This is a genomic window from Rheinheimera sp. (assembly GCF_030824435.1).
Lineage (GTDB): Bacteria > Pseudomonadota > Gammaproteobacteria > Enterobacterales > Alteromonadaceae > Pararheinheimera.
The window spans coordinates 1-19,828 of record NZ_JAVBXS010000018.1; the positions used below are offsets into that span (position 1 = coordinate 1).

The following is a 19,828-nucleotide window of genomic DNA, read 5'->3' on the forward strand; positions in this document are numbered from 1 at the left end:
GCAATGGCAATACAACCAGAGCCGGTGCATAAATCCAGAATACGCGCCGGAGGCTCCACCGGGAACCAGTCAGCAAACTGGCGGGTAATGAGCTCACTGATAGGTGAACGTGGCACCAATACCCGTTCATCCACATAAAAAGGTAAACCGGCAAAAAAGGCTTGTTGGGTTAAATAAGCTGAAGGCATGCGTTGTTCAATACGTTGTTGCACTAAAGCGGCAAAACGGCGTTTTTCTGTGCTGGTCAGTCTGGTTTGTAATAAAGCAGATTCTGCCAGATGGGTAAAATGCAAAGTAAAAGCCATCAGCTGACCGGCATCGTCCCACGGATTGTCGGTACCATGACCAAAATACAGATCCGCCGCATTAAACTGAGAAACGGCCCAGCGTAGCCAGTCATGAATAGAAAACAGCTCACTGACTGCTTCGTTGATTAATTCTGCGGTCAGTTCAAAAGGTTGATGTTCAGTCATTTATTTCGCATTGCTCTTTGTATAGACTTGCGCGGATGCGCAAACCTCAGTTACTTAGTGAAGAAGAAATTCAGCTGTTCCGGGACTCAGTCACGGGCGCCCGCCCTATGGCGCAGGACAAGATACCGCCTGCCCGCCTGCCCCGCAACAAAAAAACTGCCGTAAAGACGTCTATCGAAGCAGAAGAACCGAATTTATTCTACTTCTCAGATGAGTTTGAAGGGTATCAGCCTGATGGCAGCATCATTCGTTATGTGCAACCGGGTGAAGATCCCCATCTGGCTAAAAACCTCAAACGCGGTGATTACCAGCCTGGTGTGGTGCTGGATTTACATGGTTTAAGCCAGCAACAAGCCAAAACTGAACTGGCTGGCTTGTTAGCTTATTGTCAGCGTGAGCATTTTAACTGCGCTTGTATTGTGCATGGCAAAGGCAGTGGCATTCTGGCCCGAAAAGTACCTAACTGGCTGATCCAACATCCGAATGTGCGGGCTTTTCACACAGCACCAACCCACTGGGGCAGAGACGGCGCTTTATTGGTGTTATTAAAAACGCCACTTTAAAGCGGCGTTTTTAATAAATACAGTGCAATAAAAAAGCTGTTGCTGAAATTTGTTAATGACTAAGTAACGCCAAATCGGCAGGCGCCAGACGCTCTAACAATTTACCGGCTTCACCAGGCTGGTAATAAATACCGACCAGTCCTGAAGTTTCGAATATCGGCGTATTGCCAGTTTTGGTAAAAGTCTCGACCAGAAAACTTACCAGCGGCATATGAGATACCAACAACACTCTTAATTCAGCATTTTCCGCACGTAAAGCATCCAGATATAGCTGCACCTGGTGGCTATCGCCCTCGGGAACCAGTTCGGGTAAGATTTCCAGCCGGGTTGTGGCAGGCTGCGCTTTGAGCATTAGCTCAGCGGTTTGGCGGGTACGCACATAAGGGCTGCATAACACCAGATCAAACGCCTGATAATGTTGGGATAACCATAACGCCATTTGGCTAACTTCATCCCGGCCTTTGGCAGTAAGCTGCCTTTGACTATCCTGACTGCTTTGTGGCTCGGCTTCGCCGTGCCGCATGATAACCAGATTGACCATGAGTACACCTAGACAACTTCGCGACCAACGCGAAAAGAGTGCGCTATGATAATGAAAGATTGCTGTCACAGTAACTGTTAATAAAGCATAAAATTTCAGCTTTATATTCCTATTCGATATGATAACAGCCGGTATCCTTGATCCTGACACTCAGCCACACGAGGCCTGAATTGAAAAAAAGTCATATGGTGCAAAGCCCTAACGACCAACGCCTGTACCAGCCACTGATGCTGGCCAACGGTTTACGGGTGTTATTGGTACAACAGCAGGACGCAGAAAAAAGCGCAGCCGCCATGGCGGTGAATGTTGGCCATTTTGACGATCCGGTTGACCGCGAAGGTTTGGCGCATTTTTTAGAACATCTGGTGTTTTTAGGCTCAGAGAAGTTTCCGCAAGCCGGTGAGTATCAGCAGTTTATTGCCACAAATGCAGGCAGCCATAATGCATGGACAGGCACAGAACACAGCTGTTTTTACTTTGATATTCAACATGATGCTTACACAGCAGCATTAGAGCGTTTTGCAGATATGCTCAGTGCTCCGCTGTTCAGTACAGAAGCGGTCGACAAAGAACGCCATGCCATAGAAGCTGAGTTTTCGATGAAACTCAAAGATGATGGCCGCCGTATTTATCAGGCCCACAAAGAAAGCATTAACCCCGACCACCCTTTTGCCAAATTTTCTGTTGGCAATCTGTCAACGCTTGACGACAGACCAGGTCAAACGGCCCAACAGGCGGTGCGGGATTTTTACCAGAATCAATACAGCGCCAGCAGGATGACCTTAACCCTGGTGTCCAACGCGCCGCTCGAAGTACAGGCGCAATGGGCTGAACGTTATTTTTCCGGTTTACCGGATGGCCTGCCGCCTAAAGCAGCATTGGTGCCACCGCTTTATCTGGATGAACATCTGGGCATTCAGCTGAATATTCAGCCACATAAACCTACTCAGCGTTTTGTTGCCAGTTTTGCCCTGCCCGACATCCAGCCATGGTACAGATTCAAACTGGTGAGTTTTCTGGCACATCTGCTTGGCGACGAAGGTCCAGGCTCGTTATTAAGTCATTTAAAAGGCCGGGGGTTGGTCAACACTTTAAGTGCGGGCGGGGGCATTGACGGCAGTAATTACAAAGACTTTACGCTGGCCTTTGAACTGACACCGCAGGGCATGCATGCGCTGGATGATATTCTGCTGGCCAGCTTTTCTTATCTTGCCATGCTTAAAAAACAACCTTTTCCATCCGGCATTTTTGCTGAAAGGCAAAAGCTGGTGCGCTGGAGCTTTTTGTATCAGGAACAAAAAACACCCTTGCAACTGGCCAGTGATTTGGCGGTGAACCTGCAACATTACCCGCAGGAGGATTATGTCTTTGGCGATTACCGCATGGAAATGCCAACAGAAGCGCTGTACCAGCATCTGTTAAGCTTTTTCCATGAACGCAATTTGCGGCTCATGCTGATAGCGCCGGAGGTCAGTGTTGACCGTCAGGCACGCTGGTATCACACACCTTATAGTCAGTTACCTATCACCACCGACTTACTGAAAAAATTACAACAGGCAACACCGCTGCCAGATTGCCATCTGCCAGATGCCAACCCTTATCTGGTTGAAGAGCTGCAGTTATTGGACAAAGCTGCCAGCAAAGCGCTGCCACAACTTTATTATCAGGCTGACGGTATGAAACTCTGGTTTAAACCAGATGCCGACTTTCAGACACCCAAAGGCCATATTTTTGTTGAACTTACACTGCCAAACACCACAGCAGGACTGGTTGAACTGGCCCTTTGTAAACTGTGGCTGGAGTTATTCCTTGATGAAATTAACGAGCAATTTTATGCTGCCACCACTGCCGGTTTGCAATATAACCTGCATGTACAGCAACAGGGTCTGACTTTGCACTGCAGCGGCCTTGCCGGCAACCAAATTGCTTTGTTGTACGATATTCTGCAACAGATGCCCAAATGCCGTTTTAGCGAAAGCAGATTTATTGAATTACAACGGCAATTGGTCAGGCACTGGCATAATCAAGCCCGCAACAAACCCATCACACAACTATTTAGTAAGTTGTCTGCTTTATTGCAACCGTTAAATCCGGAGTCTGACACCCTGGCCACTGTGCTGGAAAATTGCAGTTTCAGTGATTTTAAGCGCTTTTACGCCCGGATGTTTCAGCAGGTGCATGTTGAAGCTTTGATGATTGGCCACTGGAAAGAGCAGGACATCAGCACATTGCAGCAGCAGTTGGCAAAATGGCTTGGCACTGTGCCTGCGCGCTGTCAGCGTTCTGAACGTTTTAGCCACAATACCGAAGGCGTTGGTCCCATCTGGCTGGAACTACCATTAGCGCAGGAGGATGAAGCTCTGGTGATTTATCTGCCGGCGCGCGACCGCACTCCTTTGGATATGGCCTTATTTATGCTCGCCAACCATTTGATTTCACCTGAATATTTTCACGAACTTCGCACGGAACAACAACTGGGTTATCTGGTGGGTACGGGTTATGTACCGATGAATTTAAGACCCGGTATGGCATTTTATATTCAGTCGCCAAGAGCGGATGCCAAACTGTTATATCAGGCAACGCTGAGCTTTTATCAGCGGTTTCTCAGCGAATTACCGGAACTGTCGGCGGATGAATTTAACGCCCTCAAACAAAGTTTAGCCAGCCAGATCAGGGAACGGGACAATAGCCTGGGCAACAGAGCAAAACGTATTTGGCTTGCCATTGGTCAGGGAGATTATCAATGTTGTTTATCCGAACAAATTCAGCAGGAATTGAGCAAGCTCAACCTGGCTGATTTTGTGATTTTTTGTCAGAGTTTACTGGCGCCGGACTACGATGCGATATTTCTTGCCACAAGTGGTGCCCCGCCACACTCCCATATGAAAACGCTGGATGCAACTGCGGCCATTACGTTGTTAAAAACCTTAACAGAACCCCAATAAATAGAGTGCTGTAGCATCAACACAGCTGCAGCACTCGAGTGCTGAACAATTGAGCCGTCAGCCAGATTGGCTTTGACAGTATTGCTAATTTTATATAACTTAGCTTCAACAGACTTTCTGACGTACAGACGTGTGAAAAATAATAAAAAAATCAACAACAACGCGCTGCTAAGTATCGTTTTTATCACGCCGCTTCCGGCTCTTGCTTTAGACTGGCAAGGCTCTATGCCTTATATCCTTTCTTCTATTTTATTATTTTCATTTGGCGCTTTGTTGTTGGCGCACTTGTCTATCCTGAAAATGCGCCGTTATCAAAGCCGGCTGGAACAAAGTGAAGAACGGTTAAGGTTGTCGCTCTGGGGCAGCGGCGACGAATTATGGGACTGGAATATTGGCGCCGGTACTTTATATCGTTCCAGCTCATGGCAGCAGGCTGTTGAATTAAAACCTGAAACTAACCAGTTCCCGCCCAACCGCGAACAAATTCATCCCAAAGATATCGAACGGGTGACAGAGCAGCTTTATCAGCATCTGGCCGGTGAAACGCCTCATTTTGAAGCGGCTTACCGCTTAAGGGCATCCGATGGCGGCTGGATTTGGGTATTGGACCGCGGCAAGGTGGTCAGTACAGATGCCGACGGCGCAGCAACCCGGATGACAGGGACCTTAAAAAACATTCAGCTGTTAAAACATACTGAAGAGCGGCTGGAACTTTTTGCCCGTTGTCTGGAAAATATCTCTGACGCTGTGGTGATTTGTGACACCAACTTTACCGTCATTGAAGTCAATTATTCCTTCAGCAGCATTACTGGTAAAAGCCGGGAGCAGGTGATCAAAAAGCCATTTGATCTGGCACTCTACCCCAACAGATTTTTGCAGGACATAGGGCTGAAGTTGCAGTCTGAAGGCAGCTGGCAAGGTGAAATTCAGGATCAACGTTCCAATGGCGAAATTTACCAGGCTGAGCTGAATTTTGATGTGGTCAAGGATGAACACCACACCATCACCCAATATGTGGCGGTATTTTCGGACATTTCCGAACGTAAACGTAAAGAAGCCGAATTAAGCCGTCTGGCCAATTCAGATACCTTAACCGGGTTGCCAAACCGGGCTTTGTTTTCTGCTGAACTCAGTCGGTTGGTTGAACGTGAAGTTCGTCATGCGCTGTTGGTTTTTGACTTAGATAACTTCAAAAAAATCAATGACTCTTTAGGTCATCAATTGGGTGATAGCCTGCTTATTAAGCTGGCCGAACGATTAACTGAACGCACCAGACAAAAAGACCGGCTGTATCGTCTTGGCGGCGACGAGTTTGCCATTCTGCTGGAAGATACCAACGACATCCACACCATCACTTCTCTTGCCAAAGAACTGATTAAACAAATTAATCTGCCGTTTTTTATCAACCAGCATGAGCTGGCTGTCACCAGCAGTATTGGTATTGTGTTATACCCCGAAGACGGCGCCGATCCAGAAGCTCTGCTACGAAACGCTGATACCGCCATGTACCATGCCAAACATGAAGGTGCCAACCGATATCTGTTTTTTAATGATTCGATGAACAAGCTGGCGGTCAAACGCCTGCAATTGGAAAACCTAATTCGCCACGGTTTAAAAGAAGATTATTTTGCGGTGTATTACCAGCCGAAAATGGACATCCTGAGTGGCCAGCTGGTTGGCATGGAAGCGCTGGTGCGTTTTATCACGCCCAAACGTGGCCTGATAAGCCCGGCCTCTTTTATTCCTGTGTCGGAAGAAACAGGTCAGATAGTTGAAATTGGTGAAGTGGTTTTGCGCAAAGCCTGTCTGGATGTCAAACGCTGGATTGATCAGGGGTTATTCCATGGCCGGGTGGCTGTTAACTTATCTGTTAAGCAGTTTATGCTGCCTTATTTGTGTGAGCAAATTGACGATGTATTGCAACAAACAGAGTTACCTTCTTACCACCTTGAGCTGGAAATTACCGAAGGCACTGTAATGCAGTCGCCAAAACTGGCCATTGATACCATGAAAAAACTGCGCGCCCGCGGTATCCATCTGGCAATGGATGACTTTGGCACAGGTTATTCCTCTTTGGCTTATTTAAAACAATTTCCGCTCAATACGCTGAAAATAGACAAAGCTTTTATTGACGATATGAATACAGCCCGTGGCCGCAATATGGTGGATACCATAGTGACCATAGCCCATAACCTCAGCCTGACAGTGGTAGCTGAAGGGGTTGAATATGCCGAACAATTACAACAGTTAAAACAACTGCGCTGTGAAATTATTCAGGGTTATTATTACAGTAAACCTTTGTCGGCGGACGACTTTACCCAGTTTTTAAAAGATCAGAAACAGCAAAAGCCCAAATTAAGTGCGGTACCTGCTGCACTGTAACAACATTTCACCAGCCCGAAAAAACAATGCCCTCAGCGGGATCAGCTAACAACCTTATCTACACCATAAAACATATTGTTGTGCAAAAGAGCAAATTGCCCGCTGCTGGCAAGACATTAGCCTGGCATAAACACTGTGTACTGATTATCAGGTTGTATTGGCACTGCAGCGTGGTATTAAGTATGTCAGGCAGCAGGCAAATATAATGCAGGGTCCACAAAATCCGGTGGCAAGTTCAACACCGTCATGATGATATTATTTTGCCATAACAAAAAAGGAGCCTGAGCTCCTTTTCTTGTATCTTCACATCCTCAGCTTTGACAACATCATGTCTTTACTGCAGACGAGCCGCAACTAAGCTTTTTTATCCGGATCTATACCATTACGGATTTTTTCCATCCGTTCCTGATGACTGAGCCACATTCTTAAACCACCCAGACCAATAGCGGCCAGCGGAATTAAAAACACTATTACCTCAGGTTGTAACAGCTTACTGAAAAAATCGCCCACAGTAACATCCTCTGCCTGTTGCTATATTGCAACTTTATGCCGCTTTAGTCGTTATCGGTTTCTACATATGAAAAATCGTCACTGCCATCGGCAATACGCTTTTTACCAAACACAGTGTGAAACTTTTTCTTTTCCTGCACTTTTTGTTTGTATTTGCTCCAGACCTTTTCAAAGCCTGATTCTGCTTCGGCTTCGCCGCGGCATACTAATAAAAAACGTTGCTCTTCTTCATTCACTGGTTGACGTTGGCCGTCTTCCAGCTCCTGCATCGCCGCACCATGCTTTTCCAGCAGATTGCCCTCTGCCAGCGTGAAGCGTCCTGACCGGGTAAACCCCTTTGGGAAATTCCGGTCATCAAAAAAGCGACGTTTAGCCACAAAACTTTGCTGCATCACTTTTTTCCCCTGATCTCGTTGAATCTAAAGCTATCCCAATTAAACTGTGCGGAGTATGGTAAACAAAATTCCGATCGTAAAACAAATATTTTTTATGGTTACAATCAAAATTTTTAAGGATCCACTTTGGATACTGAGCTGTTAAAAACCTTCCTTGAAGTTCAGAAAACCCGCCACTTTGGTAAAGCCGCCGAGAATCTGTATCTGACCCAATCCGCCGTCAGCTTCAGGGTGCGCCAGCTGGAACAAAGTTTAGGCGTTATTTTGTTCAGCAGGTTTCGCAACAATATTCAGCTAACTGCGGCAGGAGAATTGTTGCTGCCGCATGCACAAGCTGTATTGGCAGCGATTCAAACCGCCAAACAACAATTAAATCAACAGTATCATCTGCAGAAAAACCGAAAGATGCTGCTCAGTGCTGGTCTTGCCGCCCTGTTGCCTGCAAAACAGCTAAATAGCTTATTTTTGCCACAACAATATTGGCAGGTGCATAGTCTGGCAAGCGACGACAACAAAGCGAACTGGCATGACTATGAAGCTGTTGTTTATATTGGCGCGCCAAAATCCGAATTAGCGCCGCTGGAAGGCCTTTGCCTTGGTTACATCCATTGGTGGCCGGTGTCGGCCGCTGAGGTTGTCCAATTGCAACATGAATGTGCAGTGCAGCAACACACTGCAATGCCCCGATTGACGGCAGAGCCGCTGAATTTCAGCAGTTCAGATCCAAGGTTAGTGTGCCAATGGCTGCAACAACATAAAGCTTGTGCTTATCTGCCGTCGGTATTGGTACAAACCGCAGTAGAACAAGGCAAGATGCGCAAACTCAGTCAGGCGACTGTACAACAGAGTGTCTGGGCTTATAGCCAGCCGGGAGAACAATGGCCTGAGCAGTGGCGGCTGGCATTACAAAGCTGTGGGGTGCTGCACAGCCCTCTTTAAGGTTTAAACCACACTAGCCCATGGCCTAATGCTTTGCGTAGCGCCATGCGCTTGTGGTTGTGAAATAACGGCAATGCCAGTGGCCCTGTCAGAGCGCCCAGCACCACCCAGGGCAAAGACTTCAGCCCGGCGCGGCGGGCCAACACAAAAAAGTAGAAAGAGCAGAGTGGCGACAACAGTAACAACAACAAGGCACAGCCCCCCGAAAAAAAAGAGCCGCATTATAGCAGCTCTTTTTTTCATCAGCAGTAACAAAGCCATGCGGCTTATCGCATTTTAATAAAATGTTTTGCCCTGCTCCGCCATTTGTAATAACAACGTACTTGGCGCAAAACGGCTACCAAACTGCGCTTCATAACGACGTAAGTCGGCAACCAAGGTGGTTGCGCCCATAGCGTCGATATAACGGAAAGGTCCACCAATAAAAGGCGGGAAACCTATGCCAAAAATTGCGCCTATATCACCATCACGCGCAGAAGCGATAATCCCCTCTTCCAGACAACGCACAGCTTCATTCAGCATCTGCACTAAACAACGGTTGCTGATTTGCTCTGGTGATAACTTGCCGCCGGGCTGCACACCCAACAATGTATACACTGAGGTATCTACTTCTTTTTTGCCTTTATTCGCTTTAGCACCATACAGGTAAAAGCCTTTTTCCACTTTTTTACCTTTGCGGCCATCGGCAATCAGCTTGTCAAAAGCAGCTGGTGCTTTAAAACGTTCACCCAGTTCCCGTTCCAGAATTGGCGAAATTTTGGCACCTACATCAATGCCCACTTCATCCAGCAAAGTAATAGGTCCAACCGGCAAACCAAATTTAGTCAGGGCTTTATCCAGTTTTTCTACCGGCTCGCCTTCGAGCAGCAAATTGGCCGCTTCATTCATATATAAAGCCAGGATACGGTTCACATAAAAACCGGCACCGTCTTTCACCACTATCGGGGTTTTGCCTTGTTTACGGGCAAAAGCAACAGTAGTGGCAATAGTTTGAGCTGAGGTTTTTTCATGGGCTATCACTTCCACCAACGGCATTTTGTCGACCGGTGAAAAATAATGCAGACCAATGACGTTTTCCGGCCGGGCTGCTTGTGCCGCTATCTGGCCAATAGGCAAAGAGCTGGTGTTGGAGGCAAAAATAGTATTTTCATGACAATGGCTTTCAATGTCTTTCACCATCTGCTGTTTGAGCGCTAAATCTTCAAACACAGCTTCCACCACCAGGTCTACATCATGAAAACCGCTGTAATCAGTGCTACCAGTTAATAACGCCATCTGCTTTTGCATTTCAGTGCGGCTGATATAACGGCGTTTAAACTTCTTATTTAGCAGGCTATAGCTGTATTTCAGCGCATTGCTGATGCCTTGCTGATTAATATCTTTAATACGAACAGGGATGCCAGCTTTTCCAGTGGTGACGTTGGCGATACCACCACCCATCAGACCACCACCCAGCACAGCGGCTTTTTTCACTTTACCGGCTTTGACATCACCGGCACCCGATTCTTTTTTCATCTGGGTGGTGGCAAAAAATAAGCCACGTAAAGCTTTGGAAACCGACGTCATACAAAGCTCACCAAAAGCCTGAGCTTCTACCTGAAGTCCACGGGCCATGCCGCTGTCAACGCCGGCTTTGATGGCTTCGATGATTTTCAGCGGCGCCGGATAATGGCCGCCTGTTTTTAATAAGGTTTGTTTGGTCGCCTGGCTAAATAAAATGCCGCGGCCAATCGACGTAAATTCCAGCAACTGGCCAACAAATGGCAGTTTGACGGCTTTGCTGCGATCCGGTTTACCGGAGAGCGCCATTTTTACAGCGGCTTCTAATAAAATGCTTTTTGGCACAACTACATCGACTAAACCGGCTTTTTTCGCCTGCACAGCACGCAGTTGTTTACCGGTCAGCATCATATCCAGCGCTTTTTGCAAACCCACCAGTTTTGGCAATCTTTGGGTGCCGCCACTGCCTGGTAATAACCCCAGCTGTACTTCAGGTAAACCCAACACTGTTTTGCCATCGTCAGTGGCAACCCGGCCATGACAGGCCATGGCCAGCTCCAGGCCGCCGCCTAAACAAGGGCCGTGAATAGCGGCGATCAGTGGCACATTTAATGCCTCCAGCTGGCCAAACATCTGCTGCCCCATGGCGGCAATTTCAGTGGCTTCCTGCGCTGTTTTGCAGGCATCCAGCATAGTAATATCAGCACCGGCAATAAAAGAGTCTGGCTTGCCGGAGATAATCACCAAACCTTTGATATTTTTATTGCCACGGATTTCATCAAGTAATGTTTTAATTTCATCGGCAAAAGCGGCTTTGAGCACATTCATGCTTTCGCCGGCCACATCCATGGTAATCACGCCAACACCATCATCACGCAGGTTCAGCGTAAAAGTTTTTGCGGTCCCTGTTTGCTCGATCACTGTTTGCTCCGTCATTATTCAGTCTCCACTATCATGGCAGCGCCCAAACCACCGGCCGCGCAGGCTGTGGTTAAACCAATACCACCACCACGGCGGTTTAATTCATTTAATGTCTGGGTAATTAAGCGGGTACCTGTAGCGGCAAATGGGTGGCCATAAGCCAGCGAACCACCGTTCACGTTAAATTTCGCCATATCAATGTCACCAATGGCACTGGAGCGGCCCAGTTTTTCTTCGGCGAATTTTTTGCTGCCAAACATTTTCATATTGGCAAGCGCCTGAGCGGCAAAAGCTTCGTGCATTTCAATTAAAGTTAAGTCGTTGAGGGTTAAACCGGCGCGCTCAAGGGCAATAGGAGTCGCATAAGATGGGCCCATCAGCATGTCTTCCCACACATCAATAGCGGCAAAAGCGTAGCTGCGTACATAACCCAGTGGTTTATAACCTAAGGCTTTGGCATAACTTTCCGGCATCATCAGTACCGCTGAAGCACCATCTGTTAATGGGGTACTGGTAGCGGCAGTAACAGTGCCGTAGTTACGGTCAAACACTGGTTTTAACTTGCTGTAAGATTCCAGTTTTGAGTCTTTACGGATATTGTTATCCATCTCCAGAAACTTGTTGTATGGCTCCACATGAGCGGCCATCACTTCATCTTTCATCAGGCCCATTTCCCAGGCTTTAGCGGCCAGGCTATGAGAGCGGTGTGCCATAGCGTCCTGATCGGCGCGGCTGATGCCATGGCTTTTGGCCATTTGCTCTGCGGTGTCACCCATCGACAAACCTGTGGTGTATTCAGCAACAGCAGGTGGCACCGGCAATAAATCACGCAGGCCAAGGCGGCGGAAAATCGCCACTTTCTGACCAAAAGTTTTGGCTTTGGTTAAATCCACCAGAGCGCGGGCCAAAGCTTTACTAACGCCAACTGGCAGCACTGAGCTTGAGTCGGCGCCACCGGCAATCGCCACTTTACTGACACCTGCCATCATGGCTTCAGTCACACTGACCACAGACTGGAAACTGGTGGCACAAGCGCGGGTCACACTAAAACCGTCAGTGTGCACGTTCATACCGGTACCTAATACAATTTCCCGTGCAATATTCGGCGCTTCCGGCATCTGTACAACTTGACCATAAACCACCTGATCAATTAATTTGGCATCCAGCTCACTGCGGATCAACAATTCATTGACGACCAGTTTGCCCAAATCCAGGGCAGAAACCCCGTGGAACTCAGTTGCTTGTTTGGCAAATGGCGTACGTAAACCGCGAACTATCGCAATACGGTCGCCCTGACGATTGGTTAATTTAATCTGGCTGGACATGAATGATCCTCTTGGTTTTATCCGACACAGGTCTGACCTGTAATTTTTTTTGATTGTAACGAGAGATCTGACAAATTAAAACAGTTGTTTTAATGACATAAAGACCTTATATCCTGACATGGCAAAAAGCCTAGTCGTATTTAAGCCGAAACGCTTGATAAATAATCAATTAATTCAGATGGACTGTGCATCAAAAACCAACAGCATCCATCCCTCAATCAACGGAACAACGAATAAGAGTGCAGCTGTGAACGCATTTAATAAGTTAAAAACCTATCTGGACTCTCAGGTATTAGGCCAACCCGCTCTGACCGAAGGGATTTTGCTGGCTTTACTCGCCAATGGCCATTTATTGGTAGAAGGCCCGCCGGGTCTTGCCAAAACAAGGGCTGTGAATGCCCTTGCTCATGGGGTGGAAGGTAGTTTTCACCGTATTCAGTTTACCCCCGACTTATTACCTGCGGATTTAACCGGCACTGACATTTACCGCCCTGAAACCGGTAAATTTGAATTTCAGAGTGGCCCTTTGTTTCATCATATTATTCTGGCCGATGAAATTAACCGCGCCCCTGCCAAAGTGCAGTCCGCTTTATTAGAAGCGATGGCCGAAAAACAAATTACCGTTGGCCGTCATAGCTATAAGTTACCTGAGTTGTTTCTGGTGATGGCCACCCAAAACCCGCTGGAGCAGGAAGGTACTTATCCGCTTCCGGAAGCACAACTTGACCGCTTTTTACTGCATTTAAAAGTGGATTATCCGGACGCTGCTACTGAACTCGCCATTTTAAAACTGACCCGCGGTGAAGCGCTGGAGCAAGCGGCCGAACAACCGGTACGTATCAGCCAAAGTGATATTTTTGCCGCCCGTAAAGCCATTTTAAAACTGCATTTTGCCGAAAGTCTGGAGCAATATGTGGTGCAGCTGATTATGGCCACCCGCCGCGCCGCCGACTACAGCCCCAAACTTGGCCGCTGGATAGCCTACGGCGCCAGCCCACGCGCCACCATAGCACTGGAACGTTGCGCCCGCGCCAAAGCCTGGCTGGCTGGCCGCGATTTTGTGACACCGGATGATGTGCAGGCTGTGTTTCATAATGTAGTGCGTCACCGATTATTGCTGACTTATGAAGCAGAAGCCGAAGGTGTCAGCACCGATGATGTGTTGACTGAAATACTCAGTCTGGTGCCAGTTGCCTGAAGGAAAGGCGAAGATGAGCGCCAGCACCACCCAAATCAGCCAATGGCTGGCTGAACTGCACAGCAACGGTACCGAAGTTGATTTAAAACAACTGCTCAGATATCAGCGGCATACCCAGCTTTTTGACTTAACACCGGCTCAGACTATTCAAAGCAAACTAGCCGGCAGTTATCTGGCCAAAAGCAAAGGCCGCGGTATGGAATTTGATGAAGTACGGCATTATCAGAATGGTGATGACGTACGTACTATTGACTGGCGTGTCACAGCACGCACCGGCAAAGTGCACACCAAACTATTCCGTGAAGAAAAAGAACGGCCGGTGTTTATCCTGACAGATTTGGGTAGCTCCATGCAGTTTGGCTCAGCGCTGCTGTTAAAGTCGGTGCAGGCTTGTCATCTGGCCGCTTTAATTGCCTGGCATGTGAAAAAAACCGGCGACAAACTCGGTGGTATTGTGTTTCATCAACAGCAAATCCGCGAGTTAAAACCGGCAGGACGCAGTCAGGCCGTATTACGTTATCTGCACCAGCTTACTGAACTGCAACAACAGGCTCTGGCCTTGTTAAATCAATCCACAACGCCACCAAACCATAATCTGGCGTTGGCTTTGGGTCAACTACGCCGTTTGGCAAGGCCTGGTAGTCTGGTGTTTGTGATTTCTGATTTTCAGCAGCTGGACGAAAGTTGTCTGCGGCATTTGCGCGCTTTAAGCCTGCATAATGAAGTTCGGATTTGTCAGCTTGACGATCCGCTTGAACAGTCTATCCCGGCACAGGCATCCGGCATGGCGCAGGTTTCTGATGGTGCAAGCCCTATCAGTTTGCAGCTGGACTCTTCTAAAGTGCAGCAACAATACCTGCAGCAACAACAGCAGTTTCAGCAACAGCTACAACAACACTGGACCACGCTTGGCCTTACCAGCTGGCAGTTCAGCGCTGCCATACCTTTGTTGACTCAGCTAAGCGGGAGGAAGCATGACCACAACTAATGCTCAGCCACAAAATGCAGCGTTGGCACAACTTGCAGATATTCAGGAACCTTTGTTAGCAAACGACTGGTATCTGGCGCCGGTCTGGTGGTTGTTGGCGGTTTTTGTTGTTGTGGTATTTTGGTTATTATTGCGCCGTTATCAGCACTTTCAGCAGCGCCGGGCACCAAGACGATTTGCCCTTGCCACATTATCAACTATCGACCTGAACAAGCCTGATGCGCCCGCACAAATCACCAGCCTGCTAAAAAGATGGTTGTTAAGCGAAGCTCCACAACATCCGGCTTTGGCCTATAGCGGTAAAAACTGGCAGCAGTTTTTGGTGTCGACCTTAACCGCCAGCGGGCAGCTCAAAATAAACGGCGCCCCCCTGCCCGATTTATTGGCTTTACATTACCAACAGTCAGCTGACCCCGCCGAAGTGCAACGTTATGCCGCTTTTGCGCTGATCTGGTTGCAACAAGCTGACCTTCGCCTGAGCAACGGCAATGCCAACACAGCGCAGGGAGTAAAGCATGTTTGATTTCAGTTACCCCTGGGCTTTTGTGCTGTTGGTACTGCCCTTTTTGCTAAAAACCAAACAAAAAACAGCGGGTGCCAGCCTGTATTTACCGCCACTGGCGCAAGTGGCCAGAGTGCAGTCAGCGCAGACAGCGTCAACAGTGCCAAAACGCCGGCAATTGTTGTTTGCTGTTATCTGGTTATTGCTGGTCACTGCGGCGGCAGCACCAAAATGGCTTGGTGAAGCAGTCACACTGCCACAACAAGGCCGCGATATGATGCTGGCTGTTGATTTGTCAGGTTCGATGAATATCAACGACATGGTAATTGAGGGCCAGGCCGCCAACCGGTTGGATGTAGTGAAGTTTGTCTTGTCCGATTTTATACAGCAGCGTCAGGGCGACCGCCTTGGCCTGGTGCTTTTTGCCGATGCCGCTTATCAACAAACACCGTTAACTTTTGACCGCCAGACAGTCCAACAAATGCTGGACGAAGCCGTACTTGGACTGGTCGGGCAACGTACAGCTATTGGTGAAGCCATCGGCCTTGCAGTCAAAAGATTTAATACCTATGAAAGCTCGAATAAGGTGCTGATTTTACTCAGCGATGGCGCCAACACTGCAGGTAATATTCAGCCACGCGAAGCGCTGGAGCTTGCCAAAGCCGCAGGTGTAAAAATATATACAGTGGGTGTGGGTGCTGAACAAATGGTGCAACAAGGTATTTTTGGCCCGCAATTGGTCAATCCGTCGGACGATCTGGATGAAGTGTTATTAACTGAACTTGCCACAGCCACTGGCGGGCGCTATTTCAGGGCCCGTGATTTAAATGAGCTGCAACAGATTTATCAGCTGCTTGACCAGCTTGAACCTATCGAAAGAGATCAGCTGAATTACCGGCCACAACAAAGTTTGCTGCACTGGCCGCTGGCCACTGCATTGATGCTGATTTTGCTGCTGATATTGGCAAAGCTCCCCTGGCAACAATGGCGTCGCGGAGGTTCAGACCATGCCATTTGAACTGCATTGGCTACGTCCACTCTGGTTATTGTTGCTGCCACTGACATTATTTTGTGTTTATCTGGCGTGGCGTTATCAGCAAGCGGCCAGTCCATGGCGGCAACTGCTGCCAAAACATCTGCAACTGACCTTATTACAAGACAACACAGTACAGCAACAACACAAGACACCTTATTTGTGGCTGCTTGGCAGCTTGTTATTGCTGGTTATTGCGCTGGCAGGCCCCAGTGTACACAAACTACCCCAACCGGCTTTTGCGCTGAATAAAGCCACAGTGCTGGTGCTGGACATGTCGTTGTCGATGCTGTCAACAGACGTCAAGCCAAACCGGCTCACCCAGGCGCGTTTTAAAGCACTGGATTTCACCAGTCAGCTTAAAGAAGGTGAGCTGGCGTTATTAACCTTTGCCGCTGATGCATATGTTATTTCGCCACTGACCCCTGATCACAACAATATCAAACTGTTATTGCCTGATCTGAGCCCTGAAATTATGCCGGCACAAGGTTCAAACCTGCAAAGTGCACTTGAGCTTGCCGCCCGGCTGTTAAAACAGGCGGGTTATCCAAAAGGTGATGTGGTGCTTATCACTGACGGTTACAGCCAAAGTCATTATCAGACTTTACGCCAAAGCCTGAATAACTTCCCACACCGCTTGTCGGTGCTGGCCGTTGGCAGCGCTGAGGGTGCGCCCGTTAAACTCAGCTCAGGTGAACTGCTTAAAGACCGTCAGGGTAGCATTGTGATCCCCAAAGTACCGCTGACTCAGCTCAAAGAACTGGCCAGCCTCACCGGGGGTGTGTTCAGGCAGAGCAGTTTTGACGCTGCTGATATTCAGGCACTGCTGGCATTACCGCCGCTCAGTATGGCCGGTGCAGAGGACGGACAAAGCAGTAAAATCAGTGGCGAACAATGGCAGGATGCAGGGGTATATTTGTGCTGGTTGTTATTGCCTCTGGCCTTGTGGCTTGGCAAAAGAGCCTCGGTGCTGGTGTTGTTACCTTTGTTATTGCTGCCACAAGCTGCTGAAGCCATAGAATGGCGAGATTTATGGCAAACACCACAACAACAGGCCAAGGCCGCTTACGCTGAAAAAGATTATGCCAAAGCACAGGAAAAATTCGCCGATCCTTTGTGGCAAGGTAACGCAGCTTACCGCAGCGGTGAGTATCAGGCGGCTGAACAGCTATTCCGCCAGGATAACTCGGCTGCCGGACGTTACAATCTGGGTAACAGCCTGATGCAACAGCAAAAATTTGATGAAGCACTGCAGGCATATCAGCAAGCCGGAAAACTTCAGCCTGATTTACCCGGCCTTGCGCAAAACACTGAACTTGCCAAACAGCTGTTGCAACAACAGCAGCAGCAGCAGCAGCAGCAGCAGCAGCAAAATCAGCAAAACCCGGAAAAAAACACTGAACAACAAAATTCTGAACAACAGAACTCAGAGCAGCAGTCCAAAGACGGCCAGCAAGGCCAACAGCAGGAACAACAAAACGAAAAATCGGACTCTGCTACACAACAAGAAAACGGCCAGAATAGCGACGGCAAAGATGCTGAACCGCAAAGTGAACAACAACAGGAAAAAAATGCCAAGGCCGGGCAAAAGCCAGCCGAAGCTAAGTCTGCGCAAGAGCAGGCACTGAGCGAACAACAGCAACAACAAAAAGCCGTGCGCGAAGCCTGGCCCAATGCCAGCCCTGAGCAAAGCCAGCAACTGGATGGTTTAATGCGCAAAGTGCAGGACGACCCGGCATTGTTATTACGCAATAAAATGTTATTGGAATATCAAAAACGACAGCAACAACGTTTACCCAAAGGAGTAGAACAAGAATGGTAACCCTGTTGAAACGCTGGCCGGCTCAAGCGCTGTTCAGCGCGCTGACATTCGCTGCAACCTTGCTGCTGTGCAGCAACCAGGCACAGGCGGCAACATCACTACAAGCCACTGTTGATAAAAATCCGGTGATGCTGGGTGAAGAATTGCTGCTGCAAATAGAACTGGATGAAAAAGTGTCAGGTCATCAACTGGATTTTTCAGTTCTTGCCAATGACTTTAATTTCAGTGCCCCTGCGATTAGCCAGAGTATGCAAATTATTAATGGCCGCTCCAGTCAGAGCACGCGCTGGCAACTGAGTTTATTTGCCAAAAAAACCGGTAACTTTGTGATCCCTGCTTTTGAAATTGAAGGGTTACGCAGCGATCCTATTCCGCTGACAGTGGTTGCCGCGGACCCAAATGGCACAGGCTCAGATGAACTTTTTATTGAAAGTAGCTTAAGCAGCAACGAACTTTATGTACAGCAGCTGGTGTATTACGACGTCAAAATCTTTTTTAACGGTGATTTACAGCGCGGCAGCCTGAGTCAGCCTGAGTTGCCGGGTGCCACCATAGAGCAGCTTGGCAAGGATATCGAAGGTTCAGAACTGGTTAATGGGCAACGTTATCAGACCATCACCCGCCGTTATACGGTCATAGTGCAGCAACAAGGGAGCTTTGATTTGGCTGCGCCCTGGTTTAAAGGTGAAATGATTGACCGTCAGAGTTCAAGATATGATTATTTTGCCAAAACCAAAACAGTTTCTGCTCAGGGCCAGGCGCTGAAACTGACAGTGAAGCCCATGCCGGACAACTTTCAGGGCGAATGGCTGGTGTCTGAACTGGTGGCGCTGACCGAAGAGTGGACACCGCCGGGCAATGAACTAACACAAGGTGAACCCGTCACCCGTACTATTACCCTGACGGCGTTGGATTTGGCCGATCACCAGTTACCGGATCTGAATATCCCTTTACCTGCGGGCATTAAAAGTTACGCCGAGCAGCCACAAAGCAAAAAAGCTGAACGTAATGGCCGGCTGGTGGCACAAAAAGTTTTTACTTCAGCCGTGATTGCCACACAAAACGGTGACCTGGTGTTACCTGCAGTCCGCATTCCATGGTGGAACAGCAAAACCAATGAGCTGGCGTACGCTGAGCTGCCGGAGCGTACTTTAAAAGTAGCGCTGAACCCGTCACAACCAGAAGCTCAGGTCAATGCCGAAGCTGTGGTGGCCGCAGTAACACCGGCAAACGAAATTAACGCTCAGCCGCAGTCAGTCAGTCCATGGTTCTGGAGTTACAGCAGCACAACAATGTTATTGTTATGGCTCACCACCCTGGCCTTATGGTTGCTGCCAAAATTACCCAGACCACAAAGTGCTCAGGCTATAGCGCCACAGCCGCAATTAAAATTCAGTTCACGCAAACTCAAAGCCGCCTGCCTTGCCAATAACAGCAGTGAAGCTGCTGCCCAACTGGTGCAGTGGGCAAGTCAAGGCATTGACAGCCAGATTGTACGTTTGCCACAGTTATTGCAGCATCTGCCCGACTGTGAGCTCAGGCATGAAGTGGAAAAACTCTGCCATCAACCTTATCAGCCCACAGCTGCCGCCTGGCAAGGACAACCATTATTTGAAGCTTTTGCTAAATATAAACATGTGCAGCAGCTGCCGGTAAAATCACAGCTAAGGCCGCTTTATCCGGGTTAACAGCTGGCGCTGGCTGCACTGTACTTTGTGCTTCACCGGCCAGTCCGGAACGTTGAAACAGGGCTGCTATTTTCGAGCGGCCCTTTTTTATGAAAGACTGAAC

17 protein-coding genes are annotated in these 19,828 nt (G+C 48.4%); 10 read left to right on the top strand and 7 right to left on the bottom strand.

Annotated elements, in window-relative coordinates:
• Positions 1-473, bottom strand: a 473-nt coding sequence (locus tag RCH83_RS03045) for a HemK family protein methyltransferase (protein WP_306518909.1), incomplete at its 3' end; no start/stop codon positions are given.
• A gap of 35 nt (positions 474-508) precedes the next feature.
• Between RCH83_RS03045 and smrB the strand changes: the two genes are divergently transcribed.
• A complete protein-coding gene (smrB, locus tag RCH83_RS03050; RefSeq protein WP_306518911.1) occupies positions 509-1,036 on the top strand; it encodes an endonuclease SmrB in 528 nt (175 codons plus the stop codon).
• A 52-nt stretch (positions 1,037-1,088) separates the two neighbouring features.
• Here the strand turns inward: smrB and sixA are convergent, their stop codons facing one another.
• Positions 1,089-1,577, bottom strand: a complete 489-nt coding sequence (sixA, locus tag RCH83_RS03055) for a phosphohistidine phosphatase SixA (RefSeq protein WP_306518912.1) — start codon at positions 1,575-1,577, stop codon at positions 1,089-1,091.
• Between the two features lie 170 nt (positions 1,578-1,747).
• On the opposite strand from sixA, the gene RCH83_RS03060 reads away from it, so the two are divergent.
• Positions 1,748-4,522: an insulinase family protein gene (locus tag RCH83_RS03060; protein ID WP_306518914.1), complete on the top strand. Its 2,775-nt coding sequence runs from the start codon at positions 1,748-1,750 to the stop codon at positions 4,520-4,522.
• Positions 4,523-4,747: 225 nt separating this feature from the next.
• On the top strand, positions 4,748-6,904 hold the full coding sequence (locus RCH83_RS03065) for a bifunctional diguanylate cyclase/phosphodiesterase (RefSeq protein WP_306518916.1): 2,157 nt from the start codon (positions 4,748-4,750) through the stop codon (positions 6,902-6,904).
• 354 nt (positions 6,905-7,258) lie between these two features.
• On the opposite strand, the gene RCH83_RS03070 is transcribed toward RCH83_RS03065, so the two are convergent.
• On the bottom strand, positions 7,259-7,414 hold the full coding sequence (locus tag RCH83_RS03070; RefSeq protein WP_306518918.1) for a hypothetical protein: 156 nt from the start codon (positions 7,412-7,414) through the stop codon (positions 7,259-7,261).
• A 44-nt stretch (positions 7,415-7,458) separates the two neighbouring features.
• Positions 7,459-7,806, bottom strand: coding sequence for a DUF413 domain-containing protein (gene maoP, locus RCH83_RS03075; protein WP_306519127.1), 348 nt, complete (start codon positions 7,804-7,806; stop codon positions 7,459-7,461).
• Positions 7,807-7,935: 129 nt separating this feature from the next.
• Here maoP and RCH83_RS03080 point away from each other — a divergent pair, with 129 nt between their 5' ends.
• A complete protein-coding gene (locus RCH83_RS03080) occupies positions 7,936-8,748 on the top strand; it encodes a LysR family transcriptional regulator (protein ID WP_306518920.1) in 813 nt (270 codons plus the stop codon).
• Here RCH83_RS03080 and RCH83_RS03085 read toward each other — a convergent pair.
• The 3 genes from RCH83_RS03085 to fadI form a co-directional block, all read right to left on the bottom strand.
• Positions 8,745-8,939, bottom strand: coding sequence for a hypothetical protein (locus RCH83_RS03085; protein WP_306518922.1), 195 nt, complete (start codon positions 8,937-8,939; stop codon positions 8,745-8,747). The genes RCH83_RS03080 and RCH83_RS03085 overlap by 4 nt on opposite strands.
• Before the next feature lie 85 nt (positions 8,940-9,024).
• Positions 9,025-11,184 carry a fatty acid oxidation complex subunit alpha FadJ gene (fadJ, locus tag RCH83_RS03090; protein WP_306518924.1) on the bottom strand — a complete coding sequence of 720 codons (2,160 nt, stop codon included), beginning with the start codon at positions 11,182-11,184 and terminating at the stop codon, positions 9,025-9,027.
• The gene (fadI, locus tag RCH83_RS03095; RefSeq protein WP_306518926.1) at positions 11,184-12,494 is read right to left on the bottom strand and encodes an acetyl-CoA C-acyltransferase FadI; all 1,311 of its coding nucleotides are present in this window, start codon (positions 12,492-12,494) and stop codon (positions 11,184-11,186) included. The genes fadJ and fadI overlap by 1 nt, the downstream gene beginning before the upstream one ends.
• 247 nt (positions 12,495-12,741) lie before the next feature.
• Here fadI and RCH83_RS03100 point away from each other — a divergent pair, with 247 nt between their 5' ends.
• The 6 genes from RCH83_RS03100 to RCH83_RS03125 are packed head-to-tail and all read left to right on the top strand — an operon-like array spanning position 12,742 to position 19,725.
• Positions 12,742-13,692, top strand: a complete 951-nt coding sequence (locus tag RCH83_RS03100) for a MoxR family ATPase (RefSeq protein ID WP_306518928.1) — start codon at positions 12,742-12,744, stop codon at positions 13,690-13,692.
• A gap of 13 nt (positions 13,693-13,705) precedes the next feature.
• Entirely contained in the window at positions 13,706-14,680 is a 975-nt protein-coding gene (locus RCH83_RS03105; RefSeq protein WP_306518930.1) for a DUF58 domain-containing protein, read from the top strand.
• Positions 14,667-15,203 (top strand): DUF4381 domain-containing protein, encoded by a 537-nt coding sequence (locus RCH83_RS03110; RefSeq protein ID WP_306518932.1) that lies wholly within the window; start codon positions 14,667-14,669, stop codon positions 15,201-15,203. The genes RCH83_RS03105 and RCH83_RS03110 overlap by 14 nt, the downstream gene beginning before the upstream one ends.
• Entirely contained in the window at positions 15,196-16,200 is a 1,005-nt protein-coding gene (locus tag RCH83_RS03115) for a VWA domain-containing protein (protein WP_306518934.1), read from the top strand. The genes RCH83_RS03110 and RCH83_RS03115 overlap by 8 nt, the downstream gene beginning before the upstream one ends.
• Positions 16,190-18,037 carry a VWA domain-containing protein gene (locus RCH83_RS03120; RefSeq protein ID WP_306518936.1) on the top strand — a complete coding sequence of 616 codons (1,848 nt, stop codon included), beginning with the start codon at positions 16,190-16,192 and terminating at the stop codon, positions 18,035-18,037. The genes RCH83_RS03115 and RCH83_RS03120 overlap by 11 nt, the downstream gene beginning before the upstream one ends.
• On the top strand, positions 18,031-19,725 hold the full coding sequence (locus tag RCH83_RS03125; RefSeq protein ID WP_306518938.1) for a BatD family protein: 1,695 nt from the start codon (positions 18,031-18,033) through the stop codon (positions 19,723-19,725). The genes RCH83_RS03120 and RCH83_RS03125 overlap by 7 nt, the downstream gene beginning before the upstream one ends.
• The last annotated feature ends 103 nt before the right edge of the window (positions 19,726-19,828 follow it).

Bases quoted from the DNA above. Each gene is read 5' to 3' on its own strand.
- smrB (WP_306518911.1), top strand. From the start codon at position 509: ATGCGCAAACCTCAGTTACTTAGTGAAGAAGAAATTCAGCTGTTCCGG.
- sixA (WP_306518912.1), bottom strand. From the start codon at position 1,577: ATGGTCAATCTGGTTATCATGCGGCACGGCGAAGCCGAGCCACAAAGC.
- RCH83_RS03065 (WP_306518916.1), top strand. From the start codon at position 4,748: ATGCCTTATATCCTTTCTTCTATTTTATTATTTTCATTTGGCGCTTTG.
- maoP (WP_306519127.1), bottom strand. From the start codon at position 7,806: ATGCAGCAAAGTTTTGTGGCTAAACGTCGCTTTTTTGATGACCGGAAT.
- fadJ (WP_306518924.1), bottom strand. From the start codon at position 11,184: ATGACGGAGCAAACAGTGATCGAGCAAACAGGGACCGCAAAAACTTTT.
- fadI (WP_306518926.1), bottom strand. From the start codon at position 12,494: ATGTCCAGCCAGATTAAATTAACCAATCGTCAGGGCGACCGTATTGCG.
- RCH83_RS03105 (WP_306518930.1), top strand. From the start codon at position 13,706: ATGAGCGCCAGCACCACCCAAATCAGCCAATGGCTGGCTGAACTGCAC.
- RCH83_RS03110 (WP_306518932.1), top strand. From the start codon at position 14,667: ATGACCACAACTAATGCTCAGCCACAAAATGCAGCGTTGGCACAACTT.
- RCH83_RS03115 (WP_306518934.1), top strand. From the start codon at position 15,196: ATGTTTGATTTCAGTTACCCCTGGGCTTTTGTGCTGTTGGTACTGCCC.
- RCH83_RS03120 (WP_306518936.1), top strand. From the start codon at position 16,190: ATGCCATTTGAACTGCATTGGCTACGTCCACTCTGGTTATTGTTGCTG.
- RCH83_RS03125 (WP_306518938.1), top strand. From the start codon at position 18,031: ATGGTAACCCTGTTGAAACGCTGGCCGGCTCAAGCGCTGTTCAGCGCG.